This window comes from Paraburkholderia sp. EG287B, assembly GCF_040965595.1.
Taxonomy (GTDB): domain Bacteria; phylum Pseudomonadota; class Gammaproteobacteria; order Burkholderiales; family Burkholderiaceae; genus Paraburkholderia.
Genome location: NZ_JBFRCG010000008.1, coordinates 70,223 through 89,913 on the forward strand (window position 1 = coordinate 70,223; position 19,691 = coordinate 89,913).

General features: G+C 67.1%; 16 protein-coding genes and 1 pseudogene. 13 read left to right on the forward strand and 4 right to left on the reverse strand.

Going from position 1 to position 19,691, the window contains the following annotated elements; translation table 11 throughout:
* The first annotated feature begins 2 nt into the window (after positions 1-2).
* The gene (locus tag AB4Y40_RS15615; RefSeq protein WP_368688479.1) at positions 3-1,592 is read left to right on the forward strand and encodes an inorganic phosphate transporter; all 1,590 of its coding nucleotides are present in this window, start codon (positions 3-5) and stop codon (positions 1,590-1,592) included.
* Positions 1,593-1,676: 84 nt separating this feature from the next.
* Here AB4Y40_RS15615 and ppk2 read toward each other — a convergent pair whose 3' ends face one another.
* From ppk2 to AB4Y40_RS15630, 3 genes and pseudogenes are all read right to left on the reverse strand, one after another.
* Positions 1,677-2,627 carry a polyphosphate kinase 2 gene (ppk2, locus tag AB4Y40_RS15620; RefSeq protein ID WP_368688480.1) on the reverse strand — a complete coding sequence of 317 codons (951 nt, stop codon included), beginning with the start codon at positions 2,625-2,627 and terminating at the stop codon, positions 1,677-1,679.
* 89 nt (positions 2,628-2,716) lie between these two features.
* Positions 2,717-3,097, reverse strand: a complete 381-nt coding sequence (locus tag AB4Y40_RS15625; protein WP_368688481.1) for a VOC family protein — start codon at positions 3,095-3,097, stop codon at positions 2,717-2,719.
* A 246-nt stretch (positions 3,098-3,343) separates the two neighbouring features.
* Positions 3,344-3,997, reverse strand: a pseudogene (locus AB4Y40_RS15630) (FadR/GntR family transcriptional regulator); the annotation flags it as partial.
* A gap of 206 nt (positions 3,998-4,203) precedes the next feature.
* Here AB4Y40_RS15630 and AB4Y40_RS15635 point away from each other — a divergent pair.
* From AB4Y40_RS15635 to AB4Y40_RS15685, 11 genes are all read left to right on the forward strand, one after another.
* Complete coding sequence (locus AB4Y40_RS15635; protein WP_368688482.1) at positions 4,204-4,995, forward strand: (Fe-S)-binding protein; 792 nt, start codon at positions 4,204-4,206, stop codon at positions 4,993-4,995.
* Between the two features lie 11 nt (positions 4,996-5,006).
* Positions 5,007-5,726 (forward strand): lactate utilization protein C, encoded by a 720-nt coding sequence (locus AB4Y40_RS15640; protein ID WP_368688720.1) that lies wholly within the window; start codon positions 5,007-5,009, stop codon positions 5,724-5,726.
* Positions 5,723-7,189 carry a LutB/LldF family L-lactate oxidation iron-sulfur protein gene (locus tag AB4Y40_RS15645; protein WP_368688483.1) on the forward strand — a complete coding sequence of 489 codons (1,467 nt, stop codon included), beginning with the start codon at positions 5,723-5,725 and terminating at the stop codon, positions 7,187-7,189. The genes AB4Y40_RS15640 and AB4Y40_RS15645 overlap by 4 nt, the downstream gene beginning before the upstream one ends.
* Before the next feature lie 91 nt (positions 7,190-7,280).
* Positions 7,281-8,984: a lactate permease LctP family transporter gene (locus AB4Y40_RS15650; RefSeq protein WP_368688484.1), complete on the forward strand. Its 1,704-nt coding sequence runs from the start codon at positions 7,281-7,283 to the stop codon at positions 8,982-8,984.
* 384 nt (positions 8,985-9,368) lie between these two features.
* Positions 9,369-12,182: a monovalent cation/H+ antiporter subunit A gene (locus AB4Y40_RS15655; RefSeq protein WP_368688485.1), complete on the forward strand. Its 2,814-nt coding sequence runs from the start codon at positions 9,369-9,371 to the stop codon at positions 12,180-12,182.
* The gene (locus AB4Y40_RS15660) at positions 12,182-12,535 is read left to right on the forward strand and encodes a Na+/H+ antiporter subunit C (protein WP_368688486.1); all 354 of its coding nucleotides are present in this window, start codon (positions 12,182-12,184) and stop codon (positions 12,533-12,535) included. The genes AB4Y40_RS15655 and AB4Y40_RS15660 overlap by 1 nt, the downstream gene beginning before the upstream one ends.
* Positions 12,532-14,196 (forward strand): monovalent cation/H+ antiporter subunit D, encoded by a 1,665-nt coding sequence (locus AB4Y40_RS15665; protein ID WP_368688487.1) that lies wholly within the window; start codon positions 12,532-12,534, stop codon positions 14,194-14,196. The genes AB4Y40_RS15660 and AB4Y40_RS15665 overlap by 4 nt, the downstream gene beginning before the upstream one ends.
* A gap of 1 nt (position 14,197) precedes the next feature.
* Positions 14,198-14,692: a Na+/H+ antiporter subunit E gene (locus tag AB4Y40_RS15670; protein ID WP_368688488.1), complete on the forward strand. Its 495-nt coding sequence runs from the start codon at positions 14,198-14,200 to the stop codon at positions 14,690-14,692.
* On the forward strand, positions 14,686-14,961 hold the full coding sequence (locus AB4Y40_RS15675) for a K+/H+ antiporter subunit F (protein WP_368688489.1): 276 nt from the start codon (positions 14,686-14,688) through the stop codon (positions 14,959-14,961). The genes AB4Y40_RS15670 and AB4Y40_RS15675 overlap by 7 nt, the downstream gene beginning before the upstream one ends.
* A 9-nt stretch (positions 14,962-14,970) precedes the next feature.
* On the forward strand, positions 14,971-15,369 hold the full coding sequence (locus AB4Y40_RS15680) for a Na+/H+ antiporter subunit G (RefSeq protein ID WP_368688490.1): 399 nt from the start codon (positions 14,971-14,973) through the stop codon (positions 15,367-15,369).
* Between the two features lie 285 nt (positions 15,370-15,654).
* Positions 15,655-16,446, forward strand: a complete 792-nt coding sequence (locus AB4Y40_RS15685) for a DUF4397 domain-containing protein (RefSeq protein WP_368688491.1) — start codon at positions 15,655-15,657, stop codon at positions 16,444-16,446.
* Between the two features lie 51 nt (positions 16,447-16,497).
* Here the strand turns inward: AB4Y40_RS15685 and AB4Y40_RS15690 are convergent, their stop codons facing one another.
* The gene (locus AB4Y40_RS15690) at positions 16,498-17,406 is read right to left on the reverse strand and encodes a LysR family transcriptional regulator (protein ID WP_368688492.1); all 909 of its coding nucleotides are present in this window, start codon (positions 17,404-17,406) and stop codon (positions 16,498-16,500) included.
* Between the two features lie 146 nt (positions 17,407-17,552).
* Between AB4Y40_RS15690 and AB4Y40_RS15695 the strand changes: the two genes are divergently transcribed.
* Positions 17,553-19,685 carry a 3-hydroxyacyl-CoA dehydrogenase NAD-binding domain-containing protein gene (locus AB4Y40_RS15695; protein ID WP_368688493.1) on the forward strand — a complete coding sequence of 711 codons (2,133 nt, stop codon included), beginning with the start codon at positions 17,553-17,555 and terminating at the stop codon, positions 19,683-19,685.
* Positions 19,686-19,691: the final 6 nt, after the last annotated feature.

The following is a 19,691-nucleotide window of genomic DNA, read 5'->3' on the forward strand; positions in this document are numbered from 1 at the left end:
CCATGCCAGAATTTTCCCTGTCACCGCAACCGGGCACGGCCCCCGCACGCGGGCGCAACGCCAGCCTGCTCGCCTTCCTCGTGGTCATCGCCGCAGGCGCCGTGTACGTGGGGATGCATCTCGCCGACGACCTCTCGCCGGTGCGCGAAAGCTCGGCGATGCCCTGGATCCTGCTCGGCATCGCGCTCCTGATCGCGCTCGGTTTCGAGTTCGTGAACGGCTTCCACGATACCGCGAATGCGGTCGCAACCGTCATCTATACGCACTCGCTTTCGCCCAATATCGCCGTGATATGGTCGGGCGCGTGGAATTTCCTCGGCGTGCTCACGTCCACCGGCGCGGTGGCCTTCGGCATCCTGCAACTGCTGCCGGTGGAGCTGATCCTGCAGGTAGGCAGCAGCGCGGGTTTCGCCATGGTGTTCGCTCTGCTCATTGCCGCGATCATCTGGAACCTGGGCACGTGGTACTTCGGCCTGCCTTCGTCGAGCTCGCATACGCTGATCGGCTCGATCATCGGCGTGGGTCTCATGAACCAGCTCATGCACGGCGCGAACGGCACGAGCGGCGTGGACTGGAGCCAGGCGCTCGGCGTGGGCAAGTCGCTGCTCTTTTCGCCGATCATCGGCTTTCTGCTGGCCGGCCTGCTGCTGCTCATCCTCAAGGCCGTCGTGCGCGTGCCCGCCCTCTACTCGGCGCCGAAGGGCAAGGAGCCGCCGCCGTTCTGGATCCGCTCGTTGCTGATCCTCACCTGCACGGGCGTGTCGTTCGCGCACGGCTCCAACGACGGCCAGAAGGGCATGGGCCTCATCATGCTGATCCTGATCGGCACGGTGCCCACGGCCTATGCGCTGAACCGCGCCGTGACGGCCGAGCAGACGCAGACCTTCATCGCCGTCGCGCACGACGCCACACGCGCGCTCGAGCGCTATACGAACGGCGTGGCCGCGCCCGCCGATCCGCGCGCCGAAGTGGAACGCTTCATCGGCCGCCGCGCCCTGTCGAGCACGACGGTGCCCGCGCTCGCCGCGCTCTCGAACCAGGTGACCGAACAGGTGCGCGGTTACGGCTCGCTCGCGGCAGTGCCGCAATCGGTCGTCGATAACGTGCGCAACAACATGTACGTGATTTCCGAGGCGATCCGCCTGCTCGACAAACAGAAGGCGGTGCCCTTCTCGGCCGACGACCTGAAGTCCATCAACAACTTCCGCAGCCAGATCGACCACGCGACGAAATTCATCCCGACGTGGGTGAAGGTGGCCGTGGCGATCGCGCTGGGGCTCGGCACGATGGTGGGCTGGAAGCGCATCGTGGTGACGGTGGGCGAGCGCATCGGCAAGCAGCACCTGAGCTACGGCCAGGGCGGCTGCGCGGAGGTCGTGGCGATGGTGACGATCGGTGCGGCGGACGTGTACGGTCTGCCGGTCTCGACCACGCACGTGCTCTCCTCGGGCGTGGCGGGAACGATGGCCGCGAACGGCTCGGGCCTGCAATGGAATACGGTGCGCAGCCTCGTGATGGCGTGGGTGCTCACGCTGCCCGCTTCGATCGTGCTGGCTGGCGCGCTCTATTGGGTGTTCAAGCACGTGTTCTGAGCACGAAAGGACCAGAAAAAAGCCGCGCTCCCTGGGAGGGGAGCGCGGCTTATTTGATTGATTGCTGCGAAAGCGGGCAACCCCTCAATAAATCTCCGGAATGAACATGTCCTGCGGCACCGGCTGGCGAATGTAATCCGGATGATGCACGCGCGCCGGCAGTGTGACTTGCGGGTGCTCGATCTCGTGATACGGCACCTGGCTCAGCAAATGGTTAATGCAGTTCAGGCGCGCGCGCTTCTTGTCCACGCCCTGCACGACCCACCACGGCGCCTCGGTAATGTGCGAGCGCTGCAGCATCACTTCCTTCACGTGCGTGTAGGCCTCCCAGCGGCGGCGGCTTTCGAGGTCCATCGGCGAGAGCTTCCACTGCTTGAGCGGATCGTCGATGCGGCTCTGGAACCGCACTTCCTGCTCGTCGTCGGTGATCGAGAACCAGTACTTGACGATCTGGATGCCGCTTCTCACGAGCATCTTTTCGAACTCGGGCACCGAGCGGAAGAACTCTTCGTATTCGTCGTCGGTGCAGAAGTTCATCACGCGCTCCACGCCCGCGCGGTTGTACCAGCTGCGATCGAACAGCACCATCTCGCCGCCCGCCGGCAGATGCTGCACGTAGCGCTGGAAATACCATTGCGTGCGCTCGCGGTTGTTCGGTGCGGGCAGCGCGGCCACGCGGCACATGCGCGGGTTCAGACGCTGCGTGATGCGCTTGATGACGCCGCCCTTGCCCGCCGCGTCGCGTCCCTCGAAGATCACGATGAGCCGGTGACCCGTGCTCACGATCCAGTCCTGCATCTTCACGAGCTCGCCCTGCAGGCGGATCAGCTCGCGGAAATAGACGCGGCGCAGCGCACGCGCCTCGTCGCTGATCTGCAGACCGCTTTCCTGCAGCCGGTCGTCGACCTCCATTTCGAGCTCTTCGTCGTAAGCGTCGATGAGCTCTTCGTTCAGACGCCGGCGGCGATGCAGTTCGGCTTCCTGCAACTGCGCATCCGTATGTTCGGCGTGCATCGTGCGGTCCAGTTCATTCATGGCGACTCTCTCCTTGGTCGATATGCTGTCAACTCGCGCCACTATCGGCGCAGCGAGTGTCACGAATATTTCAAATGCATTGTGGCGGCTCAGCTGAGCGGCCTGGCGAAGCTGAGCTCGTGGCCGTCCGGGTCGACGAGATGAAAATAGCGTTCGCCCCACGGCGCGTCGCGCGGCGCGAATTCGGGCCTGGCGCCGGTCGCCAGCGCGTGGGCGTAGAAGGCGTCCACGTCGGCGACGTAGACGATCACGCGGCCCCAGCCGTTCACCGCGCCGTGCGGCCCCTCCAGCAGGTTCAAATAGCAGACGCCGGCCGCGCCGCCCAGTGCGAACGACGCGAAGCCCGCCACCGCCGGCCCGGCTCGCTGCACGAAGCCGAGCGCCTCGTAAAAGGACACCGACCGCGCGATGTCGCTGACGGTCAGCGTCACGGCGCTCAACGCTACGATTTGCGCGGCGCGTTCGTTCATCTGTTCCTCCTGCTCATGCGGCCGGGTACGGCGTACGGCCCGGAATGAGGCCGGTCGGCCCGATCAGCCGACTTTAGCAGCGTTCGCGCGCCCGGCGCGAGCCGCAGGCTTTTCCTTTGCGCTGAGAGGCGCCTTGCGCGCGGCTTTGCGCGCCGGCTTACCCGCTTGCGCTGCCGCAGCCGCTGGCGAGGCGCGCGGCGCATCGTCACTGGTCGGACCACTTTCCGGCCAGCCGATCTCCTCTCCCACCCGCGTGCGCACGAAGTCGATGTGCGTCTGCATCGCCGTGCGCGCCTCCTCGGGACGCCGCGCGACGATCGCGTCGCACAGCGTGCGGTGCTGCAGCAGCAACTGGTCCGGCGCGTCTTCGTTCTGCACGCGCAGACCGGTGCCGTTGATGGTGATGTGCTCGCGCAGCACCCCCAGCACGCTCGTGTGCAGGTGCAGGAACATCGCGTTGTGCGAGGCCTGCGCGATCACTTCGTGCAGCTTCGCATCGGTGTCGGCTTCGGCGGCCTTGTCGTCCACTTCGCGCGTGCGCTCCAGCTCCTGCATCAGCGCGCGAATGCGTGCGAGATCCTCGTCGCTCGCGCGCAGCGCCGCAAAATACGCGGTCGCGCCTTCCAGCACGCGGCGAAACTCGAGGATATCTTCGCGCAAGGCCGGATGATCGGCCACCAGTTGCCCCCACGGCGAAGCAAAGCCCGTGCGCAGCTGGTCGGTGACGAACACGCCCGCGCCCGGCCGGCTCTGCACGAGGCCGCGTGCGGCCAGCCGCTGGATCGCCTCGCGCACCGTGTTGCGCGCCACGTCGAATTCCAGTGCGAGCACGCGCTCGGAAGGCAGCTTCGCTCCCGCGCGCCAGGTGCCGTCGAGCAGCGACGTCTCCATCTGACGCATCACGGTCTCCACGCGCCCGCGCGCGCCTGCCCTGTCCCTCATTGTCATACCCGAGTCTCGTTCTAGCCTGCGGCAAGTGGTCCAACCAGTTTGAACCGTTCGCCCGAAGCGGGAATTATGCGCCCAAACCAGCGCTCGTCTCCAAGCTGCCCGGCCCCGGTCCCTGGGGAAGGAGCACGAAAGCGCGCCAAGACAACGAGCGAGACATGAAGCCACGGCAATACCCCACCGAGCACCCCACCGACGTCTATCTGTTCGCCACCTGCCTCGTCGACCTGTTCGTGCCGCAAGCCGGCCTCGACGCGGTGAAGCTGCTCGAACGCGAAGGCCTCACGGTCCATTTCCCGCGCAGCCAGAGCTGCTGCGGCCAGCCTGCGTACAGCAGCGGCAACCCGCGCCAGGCGCGCGAGGTCGCGCTCGCGCAACTCGGACTCTTCGAAAAGCCCTGGCCCGTGATCGTGCCTTCGGGTTCGTGCGCGGGCATGATGCGCCACCACTGGCCCACGCTGTTCGATGGCGACGCCGCCAACGGCGCGCGCGCCGAAGGACTCTCGGCGCGCGTGTACGAACTCACGGAATTCCTCGTGCGCGTGCTGGGCGTCGATTTCAACGCGTATGGCGCGCAGGGTGCCGTCCGCCAGCCCGACGAGCGCGTCGTGCTGCACACCTCCTGCGGCGCGCGGCGCGAGATGGGCACGCGCGTGCACGGCGTCGAAGTCGTCGATGCGCTGCCGGGCGTCACGCGCATCGAGCACGAACGCGAATCGGAATGCTGCGGCTTCGGCGGCACGTTCTCGCTCAAGCACCCGGACATTTCCGGCGCGATGGTCGCCGACAAGATCGCCTCCGCCTGCGCCACGGGCTGCGAGCGCCTCGTTTCCGCCGACTGCGGGTGCCTGCTCAACATCGGCCACGCGGCGGCGCACAAAGGCGCGCCGCTCGCCGTCGAGCACCTCGCTTCGTTCCTCTGGCGCCGCACCGGCGGGGAGGCCGCATGAACCTCGATACGATGAGCGCGCGGGCGCGCATGCTGCAACGCCTGCGCGGCCATGCGCCCGACGCGCCCGCCACGACGCTCGAAGCGCTCGACGCACGCATCGACGCGCATTTCAACGGACGCCGGGCGCTCGCCCCGCTAGTGCTGAACGAACGCATCGCGCAGTTCCGGCGCATGCTCGAAGCCGCGCACGCCGAGGTGATCTGCGCAAGCGCCGCAACGTGGGCCGCCGATCTCGCTGAACGCCTCGCGGCGGCGGGCGTGCGCAACGTGCTGCTCGACACCGCCTGCGCCGAAGGCCAGGCGCTCGAAGCGGCACTGCCTTCCGTCGTGCAGGCGCGCAGTTACGCGCAGCCGATCGAGCAGTGGAAGGCCGAACTGTTCGACACCATCGACGCGGGCTTCACGGTCGCGCGCTCGGGTCTTGCGGCGACAGGCACCCTCGTGGTCGTGCCCGACGCGAACGCGCCGCGCACGGTCTCGCTCGTGCCGCCGCTGCACGTCGCGCTGATCCACGCGCGCACGCTGCACGCCGACCTGCACGCCGCCGTAGCGGCGGAGCGCTGGCGTGACGGCATGCCCACCAATCTCGTGATGATCTCGGGGCCTTCGAAGACCTCGGATATCCAGCAGACCACCGCCTATGGCGCGCATGGCCCCCGCGCCCTGTGGGTCGTCGTCGTGACCGATGACGATAGCGAAACGCGAGCGCAGCACGGAGCCGCCGAATGAGCACGACCACGCAGACATCTCAGGAAAACACGCTCCATTTCGTCCCGACTGCGGAATTCCGCCAGCGCGCACGCACGGCGCTCGACGACCCGCAGTTGCGCAAGAGCTTTCGCGGCGCGATGGACTTCCTGCAAGGCAAGCGCGCCGCGCAGTTCCCCGAGGCGGACGAACTCGAAGCCCTGCGCGACCTCGGCGAAGCGGTGCGCCAGCATGCGCTCGCGCGCCTGCCTGAACTGCTCGAGCAGCTGGAAACGACGCTGCGCGCCAACGGCATCCAGGTGCATTGGGCCGAGACCGCCGACGAGGCGAACCACATCGTCCACGCCATCGCGCACCGTCACGCGGCCACGCGCGTGATCAAGGGCAAGTCGATGGCGAGCGAGGAAATCGAGCTCAACCATTACCTCGCGGAGCGCGGCGTCGACTGCATCGAATCGGACATGGGCGAGTACATCGTGCAGCTCGCGGGCGAGAAGCCCTCGCACATCGTGATGCCCGCCATTCACAAGACGAAGGGCGATATCGGCCACCTGTTCGAGGAGCACATTCCCGATACGCCGTTTACGGAAGACGTCGATACGCTCATTCAAACGGGCCGCCGCGCGCTGCGCCGCGCCTTCGTGGATGCGCAGATCGGCCTTTCCGGCGTGAACTTCGCCGCCGCCGACACAGGCACGCTCTGGCTCGTGGAAAACGAAGGCAACGGCCGCCTTTCCACCACGGTGCCCGACGTGCATATCGCGATCATGGGCATGGAAAAGGTGGTGGCAAAGCTCGAGCACATCGTGCCGCTTTCGAGCCTGCTCACGCGCTCGGCCACGGGCCAGCCCATCACGACGTATTTCAACCTGATCAGCAGCCCGCGCCGCGCAGGCGAGAAAGACGGCCCGCGCGAGGTGCATCTCGTCCTGCTCGACAACGGCCGCAGCCAGGCCTACGCCGACGAGCAATTGCGCGCCACGCTGCAATGCATCCGCTGCGGCGCGTGCATGAACCACTGCCCGGTGTACACGCGCATCGGCGGGCACGCGTATGGCACGACCTATCCGGGGCCGATCGGCAAGATCATTTCGCCGCATCTGCTCGGACTCGACGCGACCGCCGAGTTGCCCACCGCCTCGAGCCTGTGCGGCGCATGCGGCGAAGTCTGCCCGGTGCGCATTCCAATTCCGCAGCTGCTCGTGCGCCTGCGCACCGAGGCGAACCGCGACCCCGAGGAAAGCGTCGCGCATCCGTTGCGCGGCCAGGGCGCGAATCACAGCCGGAGCGAGCAGTTCATCTGGCGCTTCTGGAGCGGCGCGTTCGCGCATCCGCGCGCCTACCGTGCGCTGCGCTGGGCCGTGACGCGTCTGCGCGGCCTCGCGCCCTCGCAGCAAATGGGCTGGACGCAGCATCGCACGCCGCTCAAGCCCGCGCCGCGCAGCCTGCACGACCTGCTGCGCGAACGCGATCAGCCGCAATAGCGTTCATCTCGTCAGACGTGCGAAATAACGCTCATAGCAAGCCTGACGAGATCACATAATTTTTCTACCCGCATCATCGGAGGAGACCGTAGTGCAACCCTGGTACCAGATCTACACACCGCTCGGCAGTCTGTGGCTGTCCGCCCTCGTGGCCGCCATTCCCATTCTGTTCTTCTTCGTCGCGCTCGCCGGCCTGCGCATGAAGGGCCATGTCGCTGCGGCGATCACCCTGCTGCTCGCGCTCGCCGTGGCGATCTTCGAATACGGCATGCCCGTGCGCCAGGCGCTCGTTTCCGCGGGCTTCGGCTTTGCCTACGGCATCTGGCCGATCGCGTGGATCATCGTCACCGCGGTGTTCCTCTACAAGATCGTCGTGAAGACGGGACAGTTCGAGATCATCCGCGCCTCGGTGCTCTCGATCACCGACGACCAGCGCCTGCAGCTGCTGCTGATCGGCTTCTCGTTCGGCGCGTTCCTCGAAGGCGCGGCGGGCTTCGGCGCGCCAGTGGCTATCACTTCGGCGCTGCTCGTCGGCCTCGGTTTCGAGCCGCTCTACGCCGCGGGCCTGTGCCTGATCGCCAACACCGCTCCGGTGGCGTTCGGCGCGATGGGGATTCCCATCATCGTCGCGGGCCAGGTGACGGGCATCGATCCGTTCCTGATCGGCGCGATGGCGGGCCGCCAGTTGCCGCTGCTCTCGCTCTTCGTGCCGTTCTGGCTCGTCTTCATCATGGACGGCAAGCGCGGCGTGAAGGAAACGTGGCCCGCCGCGCTCGTGGCCGGCGGCAGCTTCGCTGTTACGCAGTACTTCACGTCGAACCACATCGGGCCCGAGTTGCCGGACATCACTTCGGCGCTCGTGAGCCTCGTCGCGCTCGCCGCGTTCCTCAACGTGTGGCAGCCGCGCCGGGCAACGCAAGGCACGAGCGTGAAGGTGAGCGGCGGCGCCGCTGCGCTGGGCGGCTTCGGCGGTGGCAGCTCGCGTGCGGCGGCTTCGAGCCGCAAGGCGTCGCCGTACAGCATCGCGCAGACCGTGCGCGCATGGTCGCCGTTCATTCTGCTCACGGCCATCGTAACCGTGTGGAGCGTCAAGCCGTTCAAGGCGCTCTTCGCCGCGAAGGGTCCGCTCGCGGGCACCATTCTGAGCCTGCACGTACCGGGCCTCGACCAGCTCGTGGTGCGCACGGCGCCGATCGTCGCCTCGCCGAAGCCGTACGAAGCCGTGTTCAAGCTCGACTGGCTCTCGGCCGTGGGCACCGCGATCATGATCACCGCGGTCCTCTCCGCGATCCTGCTGCGCATGAAGCCGCGCGCCGCCGTGGCCGCGTTCTGCGAGACGCTCGGCGAACTGCGCCGCCCCGTGCTGTCCATCGGTCTCGTGCTCGCCTTCGCGTTCGTCGCGAACTACTCGGGCATGTCGTCCACTCTCGCCCTCGCACTTGCGGGGACCGGCGCCGCCTTCCCGTTCTTCTCGCCGTTCCTCGGCTGGCTCGGCGTGTTCCTCACGGGCTCCGATACGTCGTCGAACGCGCTGTTCTGCTCGCTGCAGCACACCACGGCGCACCAGATCAACGTGTCGGATACGCTGCTCGTCGCGGCCAACACCTCGGGCGGCGTGAGCGGCAAGATGATTTCGCCGCAGTCGATCGCGGTGGCCTGCGCGGCAACCGGCCTCGTCGGCAAGGAGTCGTCGCTGTTCCGCTTCACCTTGCGTCATAGCCTGTTCTTCGCGGCTGTCGTGGGCGTGGTGACGCTGATTCAGGCTTATGTGCTGACCGGCATGATTCCGCAGTGATGGCGTAGTCGCGGTCGCAACGCGCCGTCATGCAGTGACGAAGGCCGTCTCCCGCCGCGCGCGGGCAACGGCCTTCTTGCATGTGGGCGCGAAAAGCGCGGGCTTTAAGCGGCCGCTATGTGGTCACCGCGAGCCACGCCGGCAACACGGAGCGGCGCACGGTGGACATCGGCAAAACGACCCGCGCTCACGAAACCTTCGTCTGGCCGATGTGAAGATCGTCGACGCGCCCCCCTGGCCGGAGGACCTGACGCAGGTTTCTTTCGTATGACACCCCGTGGCCGCCTCGATGCCACATGAATGAACTCCGTCCCCGTTTGCGGCTATGATCGTGAACTGCGGCGCGGCGGCTCGGCGCCCTGCCGGATCCACGGGGAGTGTCGAATGGCAATGGGGTGGCTCGTCGTACTACCGTTCGTCGCCGCGGCGCTCGTTGCGTTCGCGGGGCCGCTCGCCGGACGCTGGGCGTCCGCCTCCGGCACGTGGATCGCATTCGCGGCCGCGCTCTTCGGCCTGGGACTGCTGGGCAGCGAACGCGTGGGCATGGCCACCCATGGCGTGCTGCACTGGCAAGCCGACTGGATCCCGCAGTTCGGGCTCTCGTTCGCACTGCGTCTGGACGGTCTTTCGTTCATGTTCGCGCTGCTCGTGCTCGCGATCGGTCTGCTCGTCTTTATCTACGCGCGCTACTACCTCGCGGGCAGCGAGTCGCTGCCGCGCCTCTACGCGCTGCTATTGCTCTTCATGGGCGCGATGCTCGGCGTGGTGCTGTCGGACAACCTGCTCCTGCTCGTGATCTTCTGGGAACTCACGAGCATCGTGTCGTTCCTGCTGATCGGCTTCTGGCCGTCGCGCCCCGAAGCGCGGCGCGGCGCGCGCATGGCGCTCACCATCACGGGTGCGGGCGGCCTCGCGCTGCTGGCCGCCGTGCTGCTGCTCGGCCACGTCTGCGGCAGCTACGACCTCGACGTCGTGCTCGCGCACGCGGGCCTGGTGCAGCGCAATCCGCTGTATCCGGCGATCCTCCTGCTCGTGCTGTTCGCGGCCTGCACGAAGTCGGCGCAGTTCCCGTTCCACTTCTGGCTGCCGCATGCGATGTCGGCGCCCACGCCCGTTTCCGCGTATCTGCATTCGGCGACCATGGTGAAGGCGGGCATCTTCCTTATTGCGCGCTTTTACCCCGTGCTCGAAGGCACCGACTGGTTCTTCTACGTGACGAGCCTGATCGGCCTCGTCACACTCACGGGCGGCGCGGCCATGGCGCTCGTGCAGCGCGATCTCAAGGGGCTGCTCGCCTATTCCACCATCAGCCATCTCGGGCTCATCGTGCTGCTGTTCGGCCTCGACACGCAGCTCTCCACCGTCGCCGCGCTCTTTCACACCTTCAATCACGCGGTATTCAAGGCCTCGCTCTTCATGGCGGCGGGCATCATCGACCATGAAACGGGCACACGCGACCTCGGCCGCCTGCGCGGCCTGCGCCGCTTCATGCCGCATACCGCCGCGCTGGCCGCCGTGGCATCGCTCGCGATGGCAGGCGTGCCGCTGCTCAACGGCTTCCTCTCGAAGGAGATGTTCTTCGGCGAAACGCTCGCACAAGGACTGCTCGGCGACTTCAGCTGGATCATTCCCGGGCTCGCCGTCATCGCGGCGGGGCTCTCGGTCGCGTACTCGCTGCGCTTCGTGTGGGGCGTGTTCTTCGACGGCGTGACGCCGCACGACCTTCCGCACTACCCGCCGCACGAGCCTCCGCGCTTCATGAAGCTGCCCGTCGAGATTCTCGTCGTCATCTGTCTGCTCGTGGGCCTCGTGCCGGAGCAGACCATCGGCAGGATGCTCGAGTCCGCGGCGTGGTTCGCGCTCGGCGGCAGCGTGCCCACGTACAGCCTGAGCTTGTGGCACGGCATCAATCTGCCGCTCCTGATGAGCTGCGTATCGTTCGTGGGCGGCGCGCTGCTGTTCTTCTATCGCCGCGACGCGTTCCGCCATCATCGTTCGGTGCTTTCCGAAATGAACGCGAGCGAAGGCTTCGACCGCCTCGTGCAGCAGCTCGAAAAAGCCGCGGGCGTCGTGGTCAATCTCTTCGAAACGCGCTCGCTGCCGGCGTATCTCGCGTGGATGATCGCGGCGATGCTGATCGTGCCCGGCGCGGCGCTCCTCGCGCTCGCTTCGCTGGACGGGGCCTACCGCTCGGCGCCGCTCGATGCGATGACGCTGGTCGGCCTCGTGCTGATGGCGCTGATGGCCGTGGGCGTCGTGCTCGTGCGCGCCAATACGCTCTATGCGCTCGTGATGCTGAGCACCTGCGGGCTGCTCGTCACGCTGGCGTTCGTGCGCTTTTCCGCGCCCGACCTCGCGCTCACGCAGATCTCCGTGGAAGTGGTCACGGTGCTGCTGCTCGTGCTCGCCATCTACTTTCTGCCCGTCGTGCAGCGCGCGCAGGAGCCACCCGCCGCGCGTGCCCGCAATGCGGTGCTCGCGCTCGCGGGCGGCACACTGATCGGCGCCGTGGCGTATGCGGTAATGACGCGCGCCCCCATCGACGGCGTCGGCCAGTTCTTTCTCGCGAACGCGCTGCCGGGCAGCGGCGGCCACAACGTCGTGAACGTGATCCTCGTGGATTTCCGCGGCTTCGATACGATGGTCGAGATCAGCGTGCTGGTGGTGGCGGGGCTCGCCGTGAAAGCGCTGCTGCGTGGCCTGCGCCTCAAATCGCCCGACACGGGCCCGGGCGGTCTGCCGTGGTCGTCGCAGTCGCATCCGCTGCTGCTCGCCATTCTCGCGCGCCTCATGCTGCCGCTCACGCTGCTCGTTGCCGTGTTCATCTTTCTGCGCGGCCATAGTCTGCCGGGAGGCGGCTTTATCGCCTCGCTCGTGATCTCCATTGCACTGCTGTTGCAATACGTGGCGAGCGGCGTGCTGTGGACCGAGTCGCGCATCCGCATCAACTACCGCGGGCTCGCGGGCCTCGGCATTCTCGTCGCGGCCACCACGGGCGTAGGCGCGATCGTGCTGGGCCAGCCCTTCCTCACCAGCGCGTTCGGCCATCTGCACCTGCCGGTGATCGGCGAAATCGAACTGAGCACGGCCATGCTGTTCGACCTCGGCGTGCTGGGCGCCGTGGTCGGCACGACGCTCACGATCGTCTCGCACCTCGGCGTGCGCGACAAGGACATGCAATCCGTGGAGAAAAGCTGATGGAAGCCGCCTTCGCCATTACGCTCGGCGTGCTCTGCGCGAGCGGCCTCTACCTGCTGCTGTGCGCGCGCGTGCTGCCGGTGATCCTCGGCATCACGCTGTTCTCGTATGCGATCAACCTGTTCCTGCTCGGCATCGGCCGGCTCTCCACCGGCAAGCCGCCCGTGATCACGCCGGGCGCGCAGTATGCCGACCCGGTGCCGCAAGCGCTCGTGCTCACTGCGATCGTGATCGGCTTCGCCATGACGGCCTTCACGGTCGTGCTCGCGCTGCGCGCGCTCGCGATCGACGGCACCGATCACGTGGACGGCGACAACCCGCAGCGCAGCGGCCTGGAGATGCGCGGCGAATGAATCACGCTCTCATCCTCCCCATCCTGATTCCGCTCTTCGCGGCCGGCGCAATCGTTGCGCTGCCGCTGCGCGCGAAGCGCCTGCAGCGTGCCATCAACGTGATCGCCACGCTCGCGCTGCTGCCCGTCGCGGTGGCGCTCGCCGAATTCGCGGCGCAAGGGCAGATTGCCAGCTATGCGCTCGGCGCGTGGCCCGCGCCGTTCGGCATCGTGTTGCAGATCGACCGGCTCGGCGCACTGATGCTCGTGCTGACCGCGCTGCTCGCGTGCTGCTGCCTGCTCGGCACCACGAGCGCCGATGTCCGGCGCGGGCGCTACTATCGCGCGCTCGTGCAGTTCGAGCTGATGGGCCTGAACGGCGCGTTTCTCGCCGGCGATCTCTTCAATCTGTTCGTCTTCTTCGAACTGCTACTGATCGCCTCCTACGCGCTGCTGCTGCATGGCGGCGGCCGCCGCCGCGTGCGCAACGGCCTGCACTACATGCTGTTGAACCTCGTCGGCTCGTCGTTCTTCCTGATCGCGCTGGGCGTGCTGTACGGCCTCACGGGCACGCTCAACATGGCCGACGCGGGCGAGCGGCTCGCGCACCTGGACCCCGCGTCGCTGCCGCTCGCGCAGTTCGCGGGCGCGACGCTCATGCTCGTATTCGGCCTCAAGGCCGCGGTGTTCCCCATGTCGTTCTGGTTGCCACAGGCGTATCGAAGCGCAATCGGGCCCGTGGCCGCGCTGTTCGCGATCATGACCAAGGTGGGGATCTACGCGATGCTTCGCTGCGACGCGCTCGTGTTCGGCGCGGCAGGCGGCGTGCTCGACGCGTTCCTGCATCAATGGGCGTGGTGGCTCGCCATTGCGACGATCGTCTATGGCGCGCTCGGCGCGCTCGCGGTATCGAGCCTCAAGACCACGACCGGCTTTCTCGTGCTGGTCTCGGTCGGCCTGCTGATTGCGGCCGTCACGCTGCAGACCGTGCTCGCGTGGAGTGCGCTGCTGTACTACCTCATCAGCACGACGCTATGCACGGGCGCGCTGTTCATGCTCGCCGATACACTGGAGTCCGAAGCAAGCGAACCGGCGGTCGCGCCCGCGGCCCCCGAAACACGCGAGCCCGCCTCGCTCGAATCGCTCGACGACGCCAGCGCGCCCGCCATCACGCCCGAAGCGGACAGCGAGCCGGTCGCAACGCTTCCCAAGGCAGCGGACCCGGAAAAAACGCCCAAGCCCTGGCCCTCGAACCTCGCCGGCGTGCTCTATCTCGCGGCGGCGGTTGGCGCCGTCGGCCTGCCGCCGCTCTCGGGTTTTCTCGGCAAGGCCATGGTGCTCGCCGCCACGCCGCTTGCGCAGGCCGTCGTGCTCTGGCCCGCCGTGCTGGTCGCGGGCCTGCTGTCGATCGTCGCGCTCAGCCGCACAGGCACACGCCTACTGTGGGCGATGCCCGCGGCCCGCGCCTACGACGGCGCACCCGCCATTGCGCCGCGCGGCAGCCGCGCCAGGCTCGCCGCGTGTGCGCTGCTGCTCGCGGGCGTGGTGGCGGCAACGGTGTTTGCCGGCCCGCTCAAGCAGTATCTCGACGCCACCGCGGCGCAGTTGCTTGACCGCGCAGCCTACGTTCACGCGATCCTGCCCGCGCAGGCCGCGCAAACGTCACCGGGCGGAGGAAGCTGACATGCTCAAGAGGCTCTTTCCGCACCCTTGGCTCACCGTCGTGCTGCTCGTATGCTGGGTCTTGCTGATGAACGACGTGTCGCCGGGCAACCTGCTCCTTGGCTTCGTGCTCGGCACCGCGATCGCCTACCGCGTGGGCGAAGGGCTGTGGCTCGCGCCGGTGCGCTTCGGCAAACCGTGGCTGCTCGTGCGGCTGCTCGGGCACGTGCTCTACGACATTCTCGTGGCGAACCTCGAAGTCGCGTTGCTCGTGCTCGGCCCGACGCAGCGCCTGCGCCCCGCCTTCATCGACGTGCCGCTCGACAGCACCCACGAAATCGCCCTTTCTGCGCTCATCAGCATCGTCTCGCTGAGCCCCGGCACACTGTGCGCCGAGCTCTCCGACGACCGCCGACGCCTCGTCGTGCACGTGCTCGATCTCGAAGACGAAGCCGCGCTCGTCGCCTTGATCAAGTCCCGTTACGAAGCCCCGCTCATGGAGATCTTCGCATGCTAGCCATCGCCATTCCGGTGTCGTTCGCGATCCTCGGGCTCGCGTTCCTGCTCACGCTCGTGCGCCTCGTGCGCGGGCCTTCGCTGCCCGACCGGCTCGTTGCGCTCGACACGCTCAACGTCAACGCGATCGCGCTGATCGTCGTCTACGGCATCATGCTGCGCTCGACGGTTTTCTTCGAAATCGCGCTGCTCATCGCGGTCATGGGGTTCGTGGCGACCGTCGCGTTCACCAAGTACCTGCAGCGCGGCGACATCATCGAACTGAACTAGGGCTTCGCCATGCAAACCGTCATCGAAGCGATTGTCTGCGTGCTGCTCCTGCTCGGCAGCGCGTTCACGCTGATCGGCGCGATCGGCCTCGCACGCCTGCCCGACTTCTACATGCGCCTGCACGGACCGACCAAATCGACCACGCTCGGCGTAGGCGGCGTCGTGCTCGCTTCCGTCGTGTACTTCAGTGCGCACAACAATTTCGCGAGCCTGCACGAAGTGCTGATTCCGGCATTCCTGTTTCTCACCGCGCCCATCAGCGCGCATATGCTCACGAAGGCCGGGATCCAGCAACGCGTCGCCGTTTCGTCCGTCACACGCGGACGGCCGAACGCCGTCAACGCGAGCGCCAGCGGCAAACGTGCGCAAGACGCGAACCTGGACAACGAGGGCGCACAGGACTCTTGACTATCGGCGCGGCGCTTCGCGCCGGTAAAAGCTGCCATCGAACGTCGTAACGCTCGCGCGCGCCGGGCCTCACACGCGCTCCGGGCCCCATCGCCCCCCTATCCTCATCCCGTTGCGCACACACGCATCGCGCCGATCGCCACGCACGGCACACCAATTGCTGATCGTGCTCGCCCCCATGCAGCATCGCGCCGCCGTCCCGGCTCGCGATGGGGGCAATAACAACGCGCGGCCGCAAACGAGGCCGCACACCGTGCAGCCTGAACGAAACGAATGAGGTCAACAATGAAGACGATACGCACCCTGCTCGCGTTTGCGAGCACGGCAGCCCTGCTCACGGCATGCGGCGGCGGCAGCAGCAGCAACGACGTCGGCAAGGAAATTGGCGTGCAGAACCCCGAGATACATTTCGTGCATGCCCTGCCCGGCGGCCCGAACGTCGATTTTCTGGTGAATGGCAGCGCCCTGCAGACGAACGTCGCGTACAAGCAGGTCACGAACTTCGCCAACATCAACACCGGCAACACCAACGTCTCGTATGCGAGCACGGGCACGACCACGCCGATTGCAAGCGGCGCCTTCGCCGACGTGGCGAAGGGTCATGAGTACACCGTGCTCGCGTTGCCCGCGCTCACGGGCGGCGACATCGGCCTGATCGATGATCCGTTCGACAAGGGCCTGCTTTCCAGCAGCGCACGCCTGCGCGCGTTCAACGCCACCGTCAATGCGCAGAACCTCGACATTTACATCGTCGCACCCGGCACGGATATCAACGGCGTGCAGCCGACCTTGCCGGCCGTGGGCTACAAGAACGCCGTGCCCGCGAGCGGCCAGGACTCGATCTACATGAACGGCGGCAACTACGTGGCGATCGTCACGGCAGCGGGCAGCAAGACGGCGATCTACGAGTCGGCCTCTTTCAACCTCGCGAACAATGCGGACTGGCTCATTACGACCGTGCCGATCTCGGGTACGCTCTCGCAACTCCTGCCGGGGCAGATTCACCTGCTCGTCGCGCAGGGCGGCAACACCTCGCAGCCCGCCGTGGAGTACAGCAACACGCTCACGGGCCAATAGGCCGTTGCGCAGGCAACCGGCGCGGCCAGTGGCGGCGGCTACCTGCGCCGCTCACGCGGCCGCGCCGCGCCCGGTCTTGCGGGCCTCGCCCAGCACGTAGTCGATGAAGGTGGCCGCCGCCCGCGTGTGGTGGCGGTTCGGCATGTAGAGCATGTACATATGCGTGCCGAAAATGCTCAGGCGCCACGCGTCGAGCGACGTGACGGCCGCGCCCTGGCGAATGTCGTCGTGCATCACGTAGTCGGGCACGATGCCCACGCCGAGTCCCGCGAGAATCGACTGGCGCAAAAACAGGAAGTTTTCCGAAATGATCGACGGCTCGAGCAGCACCTCGTGCCGGTCCTCGTTTAGATAACCCGCAAGGCGCAATTGCCGCCCCACCACCGTTGCGGTGATGACGGGCGCGCGTGCCAGATCCTCCAGCGTTTGCGGCATGCCGTGCTTTTCAGCCCACTCCGTGCACGCACACGCGATGTACTTCACCGGCCCCATATTGCGCGCCACGAGATTCTGCGGCGGCTCGTGCATCACGCGCACGGCAATATCGACTTCGTCGCGCAGCAGGTCTTCCACGCGGTTTTCGAACATCACGTCGAGCACGATGCCGGGATACATCCGCTTGAACTGGATGAGCCAGTCCGACATCACGAGCTGCCCGTAGCCGCTCGGCACGGAAAGCCGCACGCGCCCCTGCAGGCTCTGGCCAAGGGTGGAGACCGATTCGCGCGCGGCGAGCAGCGCGTTCTGGATCGCGCGGCCGTGCTCGTAGAGCTTCAGTCCGATTTCGGTCGGCTCGACCCGGCGCGTCGTGCGGCGCACGAGCTGCAGGCCGATCGACTTCTCCAGATGGTTGAGGTGGTAGCTGACGTTCGCGCGGCTCATCTTGAGCCGGCGCGCCGCCTCGCTGAGGTTGCCCGCATCGAGAATCTCGACGAGCAGGGTCAGCGCGTTGACGTCCATGGCACATCCACTGTCAAAAATACTTTGACAGTCTGTCAACAGGAGATGGGATTGTCAATTGCCGCTGGCGCGCCGAGAATCGACGCGAACATGAAACATTGCCGTCTGGCCCGCCAGTCCGGCCCTCTTTTGGAGACAGCATCGCCATGGCATCCGATTCCGTGAACGCCTCCCCCGTCACTCATGAACTGCGCGGCAAGGTGCTGCTCGTCACCGTGGACAATCCGCCCGTCAACGCGCTGGGCGTGGACGTGCGCCGCGGCCTCGCCGCCGCCATCGAGCATGCCGAGGCGAACGACGCCGTGCAGGCCGTGCTGATCGTCGGCGCGGGGCGCAATTTCATTGCCGGCGCGGACATCCGCGAGTTCGGCAAGCCGCCGCAGCCGCCCGCGCTGCCCGACGTCTGCAACCGCATCGAGGCCTGCCACAAGCCGGTGGTCGCCGCCATTCACGGCGCGGCGCTCGGCGGCGGCCTCGAAGTGGCGCTCGCGGCGCACTACCGGCTCGCCGTGGCGGGCGCGAAGCTCGGCCTGCCCGAAGTGCAGCTGGGCCTGCTGCCAGGTGCCGGCGGCACGCAACGCACGCAACGCACGCCGCGCCTGATCGGCGCCGAAGCGGCGCTCTCGCTGATGCTGAGCGGCCGTCACGCGAGCGCGCAGGAAGCGCATAAGCTCGGCCTCGTCGACCGCGTGGGCGCGAGCGACGACATTCTCGCCGAAGGCCTCGCCTATGCGCAGGAACTGCTCGCGGGCCATGCGCCGGTGCGACGCACGCGCGACGCCCAGGCGCTCGCCGATCGCTCCCAGGCGCAAGCCGCGATCGACGCCGCGCGCGCCGAGACCGCGAAGAAGTCGCGTGGCCTGTTCTCGCCGCTGAAGATCGTCGATTGCGTGCAGGCCGCGCTCGATCTCTCGTTCGACGAAGGCTTGCGCTTCGGGCGCAAGCAGTTCCTCGAATGCCTCGAAAGCCCGCAGCGTGCGGGTCTCGTGCACGCATTCTTCGCCGAGCGCGAAGTGCAGAAGGCCCCTGAAACGAAGAGCGCGAAGCCGCGCGCGATCGACACCGTCGGCGTGATCGGCGGCGGCACGATGGGCGCGGGCATTGCCGTGGCCGTGCTCGACGCGGGCCTGCCGGTGACGATGATCGAACGCGACGACGCCTCGCTCGCGCGCGGCCGCGCCCACGTGGAAAAGGTCTACGACGGCCTCATCGCCAAGGGCCGCATGAAGCCCGAAGCGAAGGCGCAGATCCTCGCGCGCTTCAACGGCAGCACCTCGTACGACGCGCTCGCGAACACCGATCTCGTCATCGAAGCCGTGTTCGAGGACATGGCCGTGAAGCAGGCCGTGTTCGCCGAACTCGACCGCGTGTGCAAGCCCGGCGCCGTGCTCGCGACCAACACCTCGTATCTCGACATCGACGCCATTGCGGCCAGCATCCAACGCCCGCAGGACGTGGTGGGCCTGCACTTCTTCTCGCCCGCCAACATCATGAAGCTGCTCGAAATCGTCGTGCCGAAGCAGGTGAGCGCCGATGTCGTGGCCACGGCATTCGAGCTGGCGAAGAAGCTGCGCAAGGTGCCGGTGCGCGCGGGCGTGTGCGACGGCTTCATCGGCAACCGCATTCTCGCGGTGTTCCGCACCGCCGCGGATCATCTGATGGAGGACGGCGCTTCGCCGTATCAGATCGACAAGGCCGTGCGCGACTTCGGCTTTCCGATGGGCCCGTACCAGGTGGTCGATCTCGCGGGCGGCGACATCGGCTGGGCCACGCGCAAGCGCCGCGCCGCCACGCGCGACCCGAAGGCGCGCTACGTGCAGATCGCCGACCGCATCTGCGAGCGCGGCTGGTTCGGCCAGAAGACGGGCCGCGGCTTCTATCTCTACCCGGAAGGCGCACGCACGGGCACGCCCGACCCCGAAGTGGAAGCGATCATCCGCAGCGAGCGCGAACGCGCGGGCGTCACGCCGCGCAGCTTCAGCGACGAAGCCATCATGCGCCGCTACATGGCCGCGATGATCAACGAAGGCGCGAACGTCGTGCATGAAAAGATCGCACTGCGCCCGCTCGATGTGGATGTCACGCTGCTCTATGGCTACGGCTTCCCGCGCTATCGCGGCGGTCCGATGAAGTACGCCGATACCGTGGGCCTCGCCAACGTGCTCGCCGATATCCGCGAGTATGCGAAGGAAGATCCGCTGTTCTGGCGTCCTTCGCCGCTGCTCGTCGAACTGGTCGAGCGCGGCGAGAATTTCGCGAGCCTCAATCAATCGGCCTGAATGTGC